Here is a 14,766-nt window from a genome sequence, read left to right as displayed (position 1 = left end):
TAAATAAGTATAGTTAAGCATAAAGAAATGATTTGTTACTCATTAGGTAATTTTTGGTAAGTATGTTTTATGATTATAAAACAACATATATGTGTGCTAAGCAGTGTAAATGCCATATATAAGTAACCAGTTATTAATTAAAAAGGGGGGTGGAAAAATGGATAATAAAGAACCAATGTTGGAGATGTTTATCTTTGAAACATTTGAGATGGTAGAACAACTTCAGCAACTTATAATTGATAGTGAAAAAATCAAAAAATTTGAAGCAGAGAGCATAAATGAAATATTTAGAATAATGCATACTATTAAAGGTTCTTCTGGAATGATGATGTTTGATAATATAGCTAATATTTCTCACACTATAGAAGATTTATTTTATTTTATTAGAGAGTCAAAACCTGAAAAAATTGACTATTTGAATCTTACAGATTTAGTGCTTGAAGGAAGCGACCTTATAAAAGCAGAGATAGAAAAAATAAATAATGATAAAGAACCAGATGGAGATTTTACTTTATTCATTAAAAAAGCAAATGAATTTTTAGATGTTTTAAAAACATCTAATGAAATGTCAGAAAATTCCAAAAAATATAAAAATGAGGAATCAGTGATAGAGAAAAAGGAAGTACCAAAATATTATTTAAGTAATGATAAAACCGATACAAACATTAATTTGTTTAGTGCTACATTATTTTTTGAAGAAGTATGTGAAATGGAGAATATAAGATGTTTTTCTGTTATTCACAAACTTAAAGAAATTGCAGAGATTTCATATTTTTATCCAGAAGATATTGTTGAAAACAATGAGACTTGTGAAATAATAAAAGAGCAAGGTTTTAAAATATTTTTTAGAACTAATTATGGTGTAGAAGATATTAGAGAATCTTTTATGGAAACAATATCTTTAAATAAAGTTGATATTGATCAGTTCTATGATGAAAAAGAGTTCAATGAAAATTTTAAAAGAGAAGATGAAAAGGAAGCAGAAGTTATTATTAACAATGTAAATGATAACAAAGAAGTGATTTCTAAAACTACTCACAAGCAAAGCTTAATTAGTGTTGATGTGCATAAGCTAGACATGCTTATGGACTTGGTTGGAGAATTGGTTATTTCAGAAGCAATGGTAACTAAAAATCCGGAGATTTCAGAATTGCAATTAGATAGTTTTAATAAAGCAGCAAGACAACATAGGAAAAGACTTTCAGACCTTCAGGATGTTGTGATGTCTATAAGAATGGTATCCCTTGCACCTACACTAAATAAGATGAACAGAATAGTGCGTGATATGTGTAAAAAACTAAATAAAGAAGCAGAACTTGAAATAATTGGACAAGATACAGAAGTAGATAAAAACATAATAGAACATATTGGTGATCCTCTAATGCACATAATAAGAAATTCTATGGATCATGGTATAGAGACAGCAGAAGAAAGAATTGCTAGTGGGAAATCACCAAAAGGAAAGCTAATTATTGAGGCTAAAAATACAGGCGGAGAAGTTTGGATTAGCATAAAAGATGACGGTAAAGGTCTTAATAAACATAAAATATTGAAAAAAGCAAAAGATCATGGATTAGTAAAAGAAAAAGAAAATGAGCTAACAGACAAGGAAATTTATTCAATGATATTTTTGCCAGGTTTTTCAACGAATGAAAATGTTACAGAGTTTTCTGGACGTGGAGTCGGAATGGATGTAGTTGCTAAAGAAATTGAAAAAATTAGAGGTACTGTAATTGTTGATAGTATAGAAGGTAAGGAAACTACAACATCAATAAAAATCCCGCTAACTTTAGCAATTATTGAAGGAATGACAATAAAGGTTGGAAATTCAGTTTTCACAATTCCTATTACATCTATTAGGCAATCATTCATAATTAAAAAAGAAGATATAATTAAAGATTTTGATAATAAAGAAATGATACTTATAAGAGGAGAATGTTATTCATTATTAAGACTTCATGAACTTTATAATATTAAAACTGATGTAGTAAATATTGAAGATGGTATTGTAATTATGGTTGAAGATCAAGGTAAAAGTAAATGTATTTTTGCAGATGCACTTATTGGAGAACAGCAAGTAGTAATTAAAGCACTTCCTGATTATATTAAAAAAGTAAAAGGCGTAAGTGGATGCTCATTACTTGGAGATGCAACTATAAGCTTAATACTTGACATATCGGAGATTGTGAATATTAGCTAAGTGGTGCCAATTGAGGGTACTAGGCACTCCTTGAGAGTGCATTGTGACCCTTGAGGGTACTAGGCACTCCTTGAGGGTGTAAAATTTAAAGAGGTGAGTAAAAATGTCAGACTTATTAGAAGAAATAGTTGAAATTGAAGAAGATACTCAAAAAGATAAATATCTTATATTTTCAATTGATAAACAATACTATGGTATAGATATTAAATATGTAATAGAAATTATAGGTATTGAGCCAATAACTGAAGTACCAGAATTGCCTAATTATATTAAAGGCGTTATAAATCTTAGAGGTAAGATAATACCTGTAATGGATGTTAGACTAAAATTTAAAAAAGAAGAAAAAGAATATGATGACAGAACATGCATTATAGTTGTTGAGATGGAAGGTATATCCATTGGATTAATAATAGATAGAGTATTAGAGGTAGCGAATATTGATAAAAATAGCATTTCACCACCACCTAAGACCAGTTCAAACAAAGACAATGGTAATAAATACATAAAAGGAATCGGCAAGATGGGAAATGAGGTAAGGCTTCTTATAGATTGCCATAAGCTTCTTGAAGAAGATGAAATAGAAGAACTAAAAATTAAAAAATAAAATAAGAAACATAATTATAAAATGTAATTTAAAAATGTATTACAAATTTAAATTATATAAAAAACTAAGGAGGCAAATAATGGAGTGGTTTTCGAATCTAAAAATAAGTAAAAAGTTAATAACAAGTTTTGTATTAGTAGCATTAATATGTGGAGCAATGGGTGGTTTTTCCATTTATAATTTAAAATCAATTAATGATAATGATACTATACTATATACAAATCAGACTGTACCTATTTCACAGCTTGGGCAAATTTCAACTGAGTTTCAAAAGCTAAGAGTAGCTACAAGGGAACTAATAATTACACAATCAGCTGGAGAGATGGATGTAATTATAAAGAATATTGAGGAAAGAAGAGCAAATATAAATGAATTGTCTGATTCTTATGAAAAGACAATTATTAACCCTGAAATGAAACCGCTGTTTGATAATTTTATAGCAGCGAGAAATGATTATAAAACAAAGCTCGATAAAACAATAGAGCTTGCAAAAGAAAATAAGACTGATGAAGCATTTGCTATGGTAAGTGAAAATGGTGAAGTTGGGATAGCAGCAACAGCTGAACAAAATGCTATAGAAAAAATGGTAGCTATGAAAACTAACGATGCAAAAGAAAGATCTGAGTCAAATGATAAAACTGCTTCATCAACTATTACAATAACAGTTGTAGTAATTATTTTTGTTATGATTATAGCCATATTAATTGGAGTATACATTTCAAGATTAATTAGTAATCCTATAAAAAGGGTAGTAGATATGATTGAAAAAATGGATAAAGGTCGTTTTGGAGAAAGACTAAATATTAATACAAATGATGAAATAGGTGAAATGGCTAGAGCAATGGATTCATTTGCAGATAAGTTGCAGAATAATGTTATTGGGGTTCTGAAGAAAATTTCCCAAGGTGATGTTAGCATGGATGTTAAAATTGAAGACGCAAGAAATGAAATAGCTCCAGCTATGAAGAATACTGTAGAAACTATAAGAGGACTTAAAGATGAAGTTCAAAGACTTATAAAAGCAGCTGTAGAAGGAAAATTAGATGTAAGAGCAGATGAAACAAAACATAGTGGAGACTTTAGACACATAGTAGAGGGCGTAAATAAATTAATTGAAGCTATGGTAAAACCAATTAAAGAAGTTACTAATGTTATGAGTGAAATGTCGCAAGGAAAGTTGGACAGTTCAGTAAATGGAGAGTATAAAGGAGAATTTGGAATATTAGCAACTTCTGTTAATAATACAATAGATTCTTTAAATGAGGTCCTTAATGAAATAAATACTGCGTCAGAACAGGTGTTTACAGGGGCAAGTGAAGTTTCAGATGGTAGCCAAGCACTATCTCATGGAGCTACAGAACAAGCAAGTGCTATAGAAGAATTAACAGCTTCTATAACTGAAGTAGCAGCACAAACAAAGGAAAATGCCATTAATGCTAATCAAGCTAAAAATATTGCTCTTAATGTAAAGGAAAATGCAGAGAATGGTAATAAGCATATGAGTGAAATGCTTAAATCAATGGGTGAGATAAATGAATCTTCTGCAAATATTTCTAAAATAATAAAGGTAATAGATGATATAGCATTCCAAACCAATATACTTGCACTTAATGCAGCCGTGGAAGCAGCAAGAGCAGGTCAACATGGTAAGGGGTTTGCAGTAGTTGCTGAAGAAGTAAGAAACTTGGCGGCAAGAAGCGCAAATGCAGCTAAAGAAACTACAGAATTAATAGAAGGTTCTATAAAAAAAGCTGAAAAAGGTACAGATATTGCAAATAATACAGCAAAAGCTTTAGATGAAATAGTAGATGGAATATCAAAAGCAGCTACAATTGTAACAGAAATAGCAGAATCTTCAAATGAACAAGCTACTGGTATTTCACAAATAAACCTAGGTCTTGAGCAAGTATCACAAGTTGTTCAAACAAATTCATCAACGTCTGAAGAAAGTGCATCAGCTAGTGAGGAACTTTCAAGCCAAGCACAAATACTTAAAGAGATGGTTTCTAGTTTTAAACTTAAAAATAATAATAGTTATATTAGTTCGTTAAATAATAAGATTAAAAATAAACAATATTCTAGTAAAGAAAATAATATGGCAATTAAAGAAGTAGCAACTACATCAAATAAACCTAAAATAGCTTTAAGTGATAGTGAGTTCGGTAAATACTAAATCATTAATAATTATTAACATTTTATTCTTAATGAGAGAAGGCTGTATATGAAAAAAGTACTTGTAGTTGATGATGCATTGTTTATGAGAGTAGCAATAAAAACAATGCTCGAAAAAAATGGATTTGAAGTTGTAGGTGAAGCAGAAAATGGATTTCAGGCTATTGAAATGTATAAAACCCTAAAACCTGAAATTGTTACAATGGATATAACAATGCCACATATGGATGGATTAGAAGCTTTAGGTCAAATAATTAAATTTGATCATAATGCAAAGGTAATTATGTTAAGTGCTATGGGACAAGAAAGAAGAATTAGGGAAGCGGTTATTTTAGGGGCTAAGGGGTTTATAGTAAAGCCATTTAAAGAAGAGCATATTGTAAAAGCATTGAGTAAATTTTAACAGTTATTGTTGGAATTTAAAGAGATACAAAAAAAATAAAAAAATATCAACTCACTTAGAAAAGGTAGTGAAATTATGATTAATATAAAGCAAAATGAATTTATAGAACTTACTATATTTTTAAAAAACAACTATGGGATAAACTTAACTCATAAAAAAAATCTTATTGAAGGAAGATTGCACAATGTTCTCATTGAAAAAGGATTTAATAATTTTAGGGAATATATTGATTATGTCTATTCTGATAGAACAAAAAATGAGCTGACAATATTAATTAATAAACTTACTACAAATCATACCTTTTTTATGAGGGAAGAAGAACATTTTCAATTTTTTAACAACAAAGTATTACCATATTTAAAAAATACGGTTAAAGATAAAGATTTAAGAATATGGAGTGCGGGTTGTTCTTCAGGTGAGGAAGCATACGCTCTTGCTATGATAATGGAAGATTTCTTTGCAGAAGAAAAAAGCTTATGGGATAAAAAGATTTTAGCAAGTGACATATCTATTAATGTTCTTGAAAAAGCAGAAAAAGGCATATATAACATAGAAGGTTTAGAAAGAGTATCGAAAAATTGGAAATTAAAGTATTTTAATAAAATAGATGATTATACATATAAAGTAGACACAAAATTAAAAAATGAAGTTATTTTTAGGGTATTTAATTTAATGGATCAATTTCCTTTTAAAAGAAACTTTCATGTTATTTTTTGTAGGAATGTTATGATTTATTTTGATAAAGAAACAAAAGAGAATCTCATAAGGAAGTTTTATGATATGACTGAGGTAGGAGGATATCTTTTTATTGGACTTTCAGAATCTCTTAGCGGAATTGAAAATCCATATGAATATGTGATGCCTTCAGTTTACAGGAAAGGATAGGTTATTATGTATGCACCTAAAAAAGTAAAAGTTCTGGTGGTAGATGATTCTTTATTATTTAGAGAGACGGTAGCAAGAGGCATAAATAATGATAGAGGTATAGAAGTTGTTGGCACAGCAGCCAATCCATTTGAAGCAAGAGATAAAATTTTAGAACTTGAACCTGACGTGCTTACTCTTGATATTGAGATGCCAAGGATGAATGGAATAGAATTTTTAAAAAAATTAATGCCTCAGTATCCTATGCCAGTTGTAGTAGTGAGTGCCTTAAGTGATAACGTATTTGAAGCACTAAATGCAGGTGCAGTTGATTTTGTGACAAAACCAAGCAGTCAATTAAGAGATGGACTTGATGGATTTATTAATGAATTGATTTTAAAGATAAAAATAGCCTCAATAGCAAAGATCAGTCATCATAAAAATCAATATATAAATAATCAATTAAATACTAATACTATTATAAATTCAAATGATGTAATTATTGCAATTGGAGCTTCAACAGGTGGTACAGAAGCAATATTTAATATAATTAGTGCTCTTCCAAGAGAAACTCCAGGAATTGTAATTGTGCAACACATGCCACCAGTATTTACTAGGATGTATGCAGAACGCTTAAATGCTTCTTGCAGAATGGAAGTAAAGGAGGCGCAGCACGGAGATGAAATTATTGCTGGTAGAGTTTTGATTGCTCCTGGCGATAAACACTTAAGAATAAATAAAAAAGGGAATTCATATATAGTTGAATGTTTTGATGGTGATAAAGTTAATGGTCATAAGCCTTCTGTAGATGTTTTATTTAATTCTGTTGCAGAAAAAGTAGGGAAAAGTTCTATTGGAATAATACTTACCGGTATGGGTTACGATGGAGCTAAGGGTATTTTGAATATGAAGAAAAAAGGTTCAATAACAATAGGACAAGATGAAAAATCTTCTGTTGTTTATGGAATGCCCAAAGTGGCTTACGATATTGGTGGAGTATTAAAACAGGTTTCTCTAAAAAATATACCTGCGACAATTTATTCAATTATTAACAAAAGATAAAATTGTGCGTTGTTGTTAAGGGAAAAGTGGGAGATAACAGTGCACGACACTATACAGAGTAACACTTGAGGGTATAAGTGAAACTACTTGTAGAATGGACAAACATAGCAATTTTGAAGAAACATACAAATTTATAGAAAAAGATTTTGATTGCATCCGCATAATTCAACAACAGTTGAATTTTGAAAAATGGATTTTCCAAAGTAAAAGGGATAGAATCAATTATAAAACATTTAGGAGTTCATATTCAATATACCTATCAAATGGTACAAATAAATGAGTTATTATAAAAAAAGTAGCATCTTGCGATACTGCTTTTTTTTATGCAATCTAATATTGAATCAGTAGATTAAACTGGTTTCACTATACTTAGTAGTTAATTGCAGACTTAAATTTTCTCTTATACAATCTTCTTGTAAATATAAATAACTGCTCTATGAATAAGTTAAATAGCCTGTTTGCCGGTTTAGTGATTATAAATTGCAAACGCTAGATTATAATAAAATAATATTTTCGTGAACAAATGTCAAAATACATGTTTACATTTGTTCAAATAGATGATAATATGATTATATTAACAACGTAAGGAGAGGAAAAAATGAAATTATCTAAGTATATTGATCACACATTACTAAAACCAGAGGCAACAAAAAAGGATATATTAAATCTTATTGAGGATGCTAAAACCTATGATTTTGCATCAGTTTGTATTAATCCAGGTTGGGTTAAGCTTGCTTATGAAGAACTAAAAAGCTCTAATATTAATGTTTGTACTGTAATCGGTTTTCCATTAGGAGCAACATCTTTAGAATCTAAAGTATATGAAACAAAAGCGGCTATTGAAGATGGTGCTGATGAAATTGACATGGTTATTTCTATTGGACAACTTAAATCAGGCAATGACTATTATGTGAAGGAAGAAATTAGAAAAGTAGTAGAAGCTTCTGGAGATAAAATGGTTAAAGTAATTATAGAGACATGTTTATTAACAGAAGATGAAAAAGTAAGAGCATGTACTTTAGCTAAAGAAGCTGGCGCTGATTATGTAAAAACTTCCACTGGATTTTCAAAAGGAGGTGCTACAGCACAGGACGTTAAATTAATGAGAGAAACTGTTGGAGATGATATGGGAGTTAAGGCTTCAGGTGGAATTCATAGTAAAAAGGAAATGTTAGATATGATAAACAATGGGGCTTCAAGAATTGGCGTAAGCTGTGGAGTAGAGATTGTTAAAGAGTTGTAGTTTGAATAATATTAATCTGTTATAAAAAACAGATTAATATTTTATAAAATTAATAGCTTGTTCAATAGTATATAAATAAAGGAGAAGATTTAAATGCGTATGAAAGATATACAAGAGTATCCAGATGGTTACTTAAATAAAACACCTATTTTTCAATTTAGTTTATTATCATTATTATTCCCTCTATGGGCAGTAGCTGCTAGTTTAAATGATATATTAATTACTCAATTTAAAAGTGTATTTGCCTTAAGTGATTTTGCTAGTGCATTTGTACAAAGTGCATTTTATGGTGGATATTTTTTAATTGCCATTCCGGCATCTTTAGTAATTAAAAAATCAAGTTATAAAATAGCAATATTAATAGGACTTGGCTTTTATGTTGTTGGTTGTTTTTTATTTTATCCTGCGTCACATATGGCAACGTATTCAACATTTTTAGTTGCAATTTTTGTACTTGCTATAGGACTTAGCTTTTTAGAGACATCAGCCAATACCTATAGTTCACTGATTGGTCCAAGAGATAAATCAACTCTTCGTCTAAACATCAGTCAAACAGTTTATCCTATAGGATCAATTATAGGAGTTTTATTAGGAAAATATCTAATTTTTCAAGAAGGTGAATCTTTACAGGCACAAATGTCAAAAATGACACCTGAAGCTGCTAAAGCGTTTGGAGAATCTATTTTACAGCATACATTAGAACCTTATAGATATCTTATTTTAATTTTAATTGTAGCATTGGTTTTGTTTGCAATTACTAAATTTCCAAAATGTAAGCCACAAAATGTTAAAGGTGAAGTAGAAAACAAAGTAAGTATTGTAGAAACTTTAAAATATTTAGTGAAGAATAATAATTTTAAAAAAGGTATTGTTGCTCAATTTTTCTATGTAGGTATGCAAACTACCGTTTGGTCATTTACCATCAGATTAGCGTTAACACTAGATAAAAGCATAAATGAAAGATACGCTTCAACATTTATGGTTTATAGTTTTATAGCCTTTTTCTTAGGTAAATTTATTGCAAATTTCTTAATGAATAAATTTCATCCAACAAAAGTATTACTTGTATATTCAATATTAGGATTTTTATCATTAGCATATGTTACACTAACACCAAATATCACTTCTGTATATGCAGCCATTGTAGCAAGTTTCTTGTTTGGTCCTTGTTGGGCTACAATTTATAGCAAGACTCTAGATGCTGTTCAAGATAAAAAGCATACAGAAACAGCTGGTGCAATAATCGTAATGTCTATTATTGGGGGAGCAGTTATTCCAACAGTACAAGGATTTGTTTCAGATTCGCTTGGTTCAATGCAATTATCATTCGTAGTACCAATGATTTGCTTTGCTATAGTAGCTATATATTTTTACGCAGAAATGAAAAGGATTAATATAAAGAAAGGAATGAAAAATAATGAATAAAATATTTTTAGAAAGAAAAATGTTTAATGAACAACCCTATGTAATTTATAAATCTGAGGAATTTGAAGTAACTCTGTTTAGATACTCATCAGATATCGAAGCAATTGAGTTAAAAAATAGTAGAGGTAAAGTAACTATACTTCCTTATATGGGACAAATTATTTGGGGATTAGAATTTGATGGTTATGATTTAAGAATGAAAAATATGTTTAAAGTGCCACATGATGCAAAGGAAATTGTAGACACATATGGTTGCTTTGCTTTCCATTCAGGTTTATTAGCAAATGGTTGTCCATCACCTGAAGACGATCATCCTTTACATGGTGAAATGGCATGCTCAAAAATGGATAAATCATGGCTTGAGGTTGACAATGATTTTGTAAAAATTGCAGGATATACAGAATATGCAAAAGGATTTGGAAATCATTACTTAGCTGAACCTAGTGTTACTTTAAGAAAACAAGAATCAAATATTATTATAGATATGTCTGTTACCAATTTATCTGAATGTGAAAATATGCCTTTACAATATATGTGCCATATGAATTATGCATATGCTGAAAATGCTAAATTGACTCAATCTTTACCAAATGAGGCTTTTATGATTAGAGAATCAATTCCAGCTCATGTTCATCCTACTGAACAATGGCTTGCTTACAACAAAGAGTTACAACAACATCCAGGTAGCTTAAATGTGTTAAATCAATCAGGAATGTATGATCCAGAAATAGTATTTTTTGCAGATAATCTACAACAATATGGAGATGACTTAACATTTGAAATGGCTTCTCCAGAAGGGTTTACATTCTTTACTGAATTTTCATCAAAAGATTTTAACTTTGCTACTAGATGGTTACTATATAATGAAGATCAACAAGTTGCTGCTTTTGTTTTACCAGGAACATGTCGACCAGAAGGATTTAATGCAGCAAAAGAAAATGGTAGCTTAATTTATTTAAAACCACAACAACAAAAAACATTTAAAGTTATAACAGGAAAAAAATAAAGCATATTAAAATAAAAAAGAATACAAACAAGGGAGTGTTAATGAATGAAAATTGCAGTTATTGGTTCAAATATGGTAGATTTAATAACTTATATTGATAGAATGCCAAAAGAAGGAGAAACTTTAGAAGCACCTGATTTTAAAATGGGATGCGGTGGTAAAGGCGCAAACCAAGCTATTGCAGCATCGAAATTTAAATCAGATGTTATGATGGTAAGTAAAGTTGGAGATGATCTTTTTGGTGAAAATACTATTAAAAACTTTAAGAATAATGGCATTGATACTGAGTTTGTGACCATTCAAAAAAATCAGGCAAGTGGAGTTGCACCTATTTTTGTTGATAAAAACTCTAAAAATAGTATTTTAATTATTAAAGGTGCGAATAAAGACTTATCAACTAATGATATAGATGCAGCAAGTGAGGAATTGAAAAAATGTTCTTTGATTGTTTTACAGTTAGAAATTAATTTAGAAACTGTTTATTATTCTATAGATTTTGCTAATAAAAATCATATTCCTGTTTTACTAAATCCTGCTCCTGCTATGCCGAATTTAGATTTAAGTTATATTTCTAAATGTGATTTCTTCGCTCCAAATGAAACTGAACTACAAATTTTAACAAATAAACCTGTAAGCACAGTGGAAGAAATTAAAGAAGCAGCACATTACATTTGTGACAAAGGTGCAAAAAACGTAATTGTTACAATGGGGAGTAAGGGTGTACTGTGGATAAATAATAATGAAGAACACTTTATTGAAGCTCATAAAGTTAATGCAATTGATACAACGGGTGCTGGTGATGCATTTATTGGTTGTTTTGCACATTTCTATGTGACTACAAAAGATGTAATGTTGTCTTTAAAAAGAGCAACAGCTTTCGCAGCACTTAGTGTTACAAAATATGGTACTCAATCTTCTTATCCAACAAAAGAGGAGTTTGAAGCATATATTAAAGAAAATAACTAGTGTACTAAATAAATTTCACTGAAATAATGTAAATGAGAAGTTACATAGATTATTTCTTGATATAAAGGTAAACTTTAGACAAGAAATAAATATAACAACTTCTCATTTTGCTTTGTTATATAAATCAATATATAATATTAATAAGAGTAAAGGAAGTGAAATATATGGATAATAAAAAAGAACAATTAAGCGTTGAAGTGGCAAGATTATATTATCAGTCAGATTACAGTCAACAACAGATTGCATCACAACTTGAAATATCAAGACCAACTATATCAAGACTATTACAATATGCCAAAGAAAAGGGCTATGTTAAAATTGATATCATTGATCCATTCTCTGATTTAGATAAGCTAGCTTATGAATTAAAAGAAAGATATGGGTTAATGGATGTTTGCATTGCTTTTTCACCAAATAAGAATTATACTGCTATTACTCAATATATAAGTAAAAAGGCAGCGGAATACTTAGAAGAAACTATAAAAAATGGAGATATTATTGGAGTCAGTTGGGGAACAACAATATATGAAGTCGCAAAAAAACTTACACCACAAAATGTTAAAGGAATAGAAGTAGTTCAGCTAAAAGGAGGAATTAGTTATTCCGAAGTAAATACATATTCTTCAGAAACAATTAGTCTTTTTGCTGAAGCCTTTCAGACAGTACCAAGATACCTACCGCTACCGGTAATTTTTGAAAATGCTATTGTAAAAGAAATGGTAGAAAAAGATCGCCATATGAAAGGCATTATAGAAATGGGTATTCATGCTAATGTAGCGATTTTTACAGTTGGTACTGTAAGAGATGAAGCATTACTTTTCCGTTTAGGTTATTTAAATGAAGAAGAGAAAACTATTTTAAAGCAAAAAAGTGTTGGAGATATTTGTGCTCGCTTCTTTGATGAAAATGGTGATATTTGTGATGAAAGTATCAATAATCGTACTATAGGTATTGCTCTGTCTGATCTTAGACAAAAAGAAAAATCAATTTTAGTTGCAGGTGGTGAGCGTAAAGTAAAATCAATTCAAGCAGCTTTAAAAGGTAGAAATGCCAATGTTTTAATTACTGATCAATATACGGCAAAGAAGCTGTTGGATTAACTATCAACAAAACGGTTTCAGTTTTATAAAGTGGCAGGCGTATTACAAAGATTGGAGGATTCCCACAATCTTTGTATACTATAGTAATTTTCTACGGGGTATTAATCATAATACCCCTATTTGTCATGTCTAACTTGCGGTAAAGATTTCAAGTTATCACCAATTATTTTAATACCTTTTTTTATATCTTCATCTCGTACTCTTCCAAAGCCTATTCTAAAGGTATCTTTGCCTTTTAAGTTATCTTCATAGAAAGTATCGCCAGGCATAAATAACACATTATCTTTATAGCAAAGATCTAAAAGCTGTCTTGCATTTATGTTATCCTTGAGTTTTATGAAAATATGGAGACCACCTTCACCAGTTATATATTCGTAGGGAATATATTTCTCAACCATTTCTATAACGAGATTGTATTTATCTCTATAATATTTACGTACATTTTTTACATATCTACTAAAGGCACCACTTTTTAAATAATAATAAAATGCACTTTGGTCTAAAAAGGATGAATGAATGTTTCTTCCACGTTTTACGCTTTCTAAAACATCTATGAGTTTTTCGTCTCCAAATATCCATCCAATTCTAAGGCCAGGAAATAATATCTTTGAAAGACTTCCTATATAGATAACTCCATTCCCACTTCCACACAAAGAAGCTATGGGATCAATTGGAGAGCTAGAGTATAATAATTCTTCATTAAATCCATCTTCTATAATAGGAACAGAATATTTTCTGAAAAGATTATATATTTCTTTTCTTCTTTCAGTTTTAGTTACAATTCCTGTTGGATTATTATAAGAAGGTATTAAATATCCAAACTTCGGATTGTATTTTTCTAAAGCTTCTTCAAGGTCCTTTAAATTTAGTCCTTCTTTATCCATTTTTACTTGAACAACTTTAAGATTATAAGCTTTCATAATCTTTAAAGCAGTATTATGGGTTGGTTCTTCACATAAAATTACATCGCCTTTATTTGTTAAAGAACTAATAATTATATCAAAGGCTTCAGTAAATCCATTGGTTATTAAGATATCTTTATTGTTAGTAGCTACACGCTTTTCTTCCATATAATCAAAAAAGTAATCTATTAATGGTTTATAACCCTTGGCATAACCGTAATTAAGTAGATTTGCTTCTTCAAAAGTCCAAGCATCTAAAAGAGACCTTTTAAAATCATCAAGATTAAAAAGATGACTTTCAGGAGAAATTGATTTGAAAGATATCATTCCTTTTTTATAAGGTAATTCACTTTTTATAATATCAAGTTCTCTAAGAGTGTCTCCGTAAAAATTAACTCTTTTCATAAAATCTACATTGTACTCATAACTTTCATTTACACTTTCAATTGATATAAAAGTACCTATTCCTCTTTTTGTAATTATTATTTCTCTGCTTTCAAGCTCTTCATAAGCGGAAATAACAGAATTTCTACTTATATTCAAAAATTTACTTGCTTCTCTTGTAGAAGGAAGCTTACTATGTTTTTTTAATTCACCTTTTTTAATACCTTCAATAATGTGTCTTTCAATTTGAATATAAATAGGTTCATCTTTATTTATAATAAGATTAGAAAATATCAATAATAAATTCACTTCTTTCTTTTGATTAATTTAAATTCTCAATAAGAAACCTATATTTATGCGGATATCCCGCCGAAATAAAGGGGAATGCATTTGTTCGGTTACTAAAGATTTTTATAGTGCCTTAATAGTATAAAA

The 14,766-nt window shown here is 29.6% G+C and carries 12 protein-coding genes; 11 read left to right on the top strand and 1 reads right to left on the bottom strand.

The window, feature by feature from the left end; genetic code table 11:
* Window positions 1-157 precede the first annotated feature (157 nt).
* From DIC82_00175 to DIC82_00125, 11 genes are all read left to right on the top strand, one after another.
* Window positions 158-2,200 carry a chemotaxis protein CheA gene (locus DIC82_00175; protein ID AWK49601.1) on the top strand — a complete coding sequence of 681 codons (2,043 nt, stop codon included), beginning with the start codon at window positions 158-160 and terminating at the stop codon, window positions 2,198-2,200.
* Window positions 2,201-2,303: 103 nt separating this feature from the next.
* Window positions 2,304-2,804, top strand: a complete 501-nt coding sequence (locus DIC82_00170; protein AWK49600.1) for a chemotaxis protein CheW — start codon at window positions 2,304-2,306, stop codon at window positions 2,802-2,804.
* Between the two features lie 79 nt (window positions 2,805-2,883).
* Window positions 2,884-4,977, top strand: a complete 2,094-nt coding sequence (locus tag DIC82_00165; GenBank protein ID AWK49599.1) for a methyl-accepting chemotaxis protein — start codon at window positions 2,884-2,886, stop codon at window positions 4,975-4,977.
* A 48-nt stretch (window positions 4,978-5,025) separates the two neighbouring features.
* On the top strand, window positions 5,026-5,379 hold the full coding sequence (locus DIC82_00160; GenBank protein ID AWK49598.1) for a response regulator: 354 nt from the start codon (window positions 5,026-5,028) through the stop codon (window positions 5,377-5,379).
* Between the two features lie 75 nt (window positions 5,380-5,454).
* Complete coding sequence (locus tag DIC82_00155; protein AWK49597.1) at window positions 5,455-6,264, top strand: chemotaxis protein CheR; 810 nt, start codon at window positions 5,455-5,457, stop codon at window positions 6,262-6,264.
* A 6-nt stretch (window positions 6,265-6,270) separates the two neighbouring features.
* Complete coding sequence (locus tag DIC82_00150) at window positions 6,271-7,305, top strand: chemotaxis response regulator protein-glutamate methylesterase (protein ID AWK49596.1); 1,035 nt, start codon at window positions 6,271-6,273, stop codon at window positions 7,303-7,305.
* Window positions 7,306-7,903: 598 nt separating this feature from the next.
* Window positions 7,904-8,548, top strand: coding sequence for a deoxyribose-phosphate aldolase (gene deoC, locus DIC82_00145; GenBank protein AWK49595.1), 645 nt, complete (start codon window positions 7,904-7,906; stop codon window positions 8,546-8,548).
* Window positions 8,549-8,641: 93 nt separating this feature from the next.
* Window positions 8,642-9,973, top strand: coding sequence for an L-fucose:H+ symporter permease (fucP, locus tag DIC82_00140; GenBank protein ID AWK49594.1), 1,332 nt, complete (start codon window positions 8,642-8,644; stop codon window positions 9,971-9,973).
* Window positions 9,966-10,979 carry a DUF4432 domain-containing protein gene (locus tag DIC82_00135; protein AWK49593.1) on the top strand — a complete coding sequence of 338 codons (1,014 nt, stop codon included), beginning with the start codon at window positions 9,966-9,968 and terminating at the stop codon, window positions 10,977-10,979. Before fucP ends, DIC82_00135 begins: the two co-directional genes overlap by 8 nt.
* Window positions 10,980-11,024: 45 nt before the next feature.
* The gene (gene rbsK, locus DIC82_00130; GenBank protein ID AWK49592.1) at window positions 11,025-11,945 is read left to right on the top strand and encodes a ribokinase; all 921 of its coding nucleotides are present in this window, start codon (window positions 11,025-11,027) and stop codon (window positions 11,943-11,945) included.
* 164 nt (window positions 11,946-12,109) lie between these two features.
* A complete protein-coding gene (locus DIC82_00125; protein ID AWK49591.1) occupies window positions 12,110-13,045 on the top strand; it encodes an RNA polymerase subunit sigma-70 in 936 nt (311 codons plus the stop codon).
* 116 nt (window positions 13,046-13,161) lie between these two features.
* On the opposite strand, the gene DIC82_00120 is transcribed toward DIC82_00125, so the two are convergent.
* The gene (locus DIC82_00120) at window positions 13,162-14,628 is read right to left on the bottom strand and encodes a PLP-dependent aminotransferase family protein (protein ID AWK49590.1); all 1,467 of its coding nucleotides are present in this window, start codon (window positions 14,626-14,628) and stop codon (window positions 13,162-13,164) included.
* Between the last annotated feature and the right edge of the window lie 138 nt (window positions 14,629-14,766).

Origin of the sequence: Clostridium beijerinckii, from assembly GCA_003129525.1 — a bacterium.
Taxonomy (GTDB): domain Bacteria; phylum Bacillota; class Clostridia; order Clostridiales; family Clostridiaceae; genus Clostridium; species Clostridium beijerinckii_D.
The sequence above is the reverse complement of the archived record's forward strand: the minus strand, read 5'-3'. Positions and strand labels throughout refer to the sequence as shown.

What these genes read in the sequence shown, in the direction of transcription:
- DIC82_00175 (AWK49601.1), top strand. Translation starts at nt 158, where the DNA reads ATGGATAATAAAGAACCAATGTTGGAGATGTTTATCTTTGAAACATTT.
- DIC82_00170 (AWK49600.1), top strand. Translation starts at nt 2,304, where the DNA reads ATGTCAGACTTATTAGAAGAAATAGTTGAAATTGAAGAAGATACTCAA.
- DIC82_00165 (AWK49599.1), top strand. Translation starts at nt 2,884, where the DNA reads ATGGAGTGGTTTTCGAATCTAAAAATAAGTAAAAAGTTAATAACAAGT.
- DIC82_00160 (AWK49598.1), top strand. Translation starts at nt 5,026, where the DNA reads ATGAAAAAAGTACTTGTAGTTGATGATGCATTGTTTATGAGAGTAGCA.
- DIC82_00155 (AWK49597.1), top strand. Translation starts at nt 5,455, where the DNA reads ATGATTAATATAAAGCAAAATGAATTTATAGAACTTACTATATTTTTA.
- DIC82_00150 (AWK49596.1), top strand. Translation starts at nt 6,271, where the DNA reads ATGTATGCACCTAAAAAAGTAAAAGTTCTGGTGGTAGATGATTCTTTA.
- deoC (AWK49595.1), top strand. Translation starts at nt 7,904, where the DNA reads ATGAAATTATCTAAGTATATTGATCACACATTACTAAAACCAGAGGCA.
- fucP (AWK49594.1), top strand. Translation starts at nt 8,642, where the DNA reads ATGCGTATGAAAGATATACAAGAGTATCCAGATGGTTACTTAAATAAA.
- DIC82_00135 (AWK49593.1), top strand. Translation starts at nt 9,966, where the DNA reads ATGAATAAAATATTTTTAGAAAGAAAAATGTTTAATGAACAACCCTAT.
- rbsK (AWK49592.1), top strand. Translation starts at nt 11,025, where the DNA reads ATGAAAATTGCAGTTATTGGTTCAAATATGGTAGATTTAATAACTTAT.
- DIC82_00125 (AWK49591.1), top strand. Translation starts at nt 12,110, where the DNA reads ATGGATAATAAAAAAGAACAATTAAGCGTTGAAGTGGCAAGATTATAT.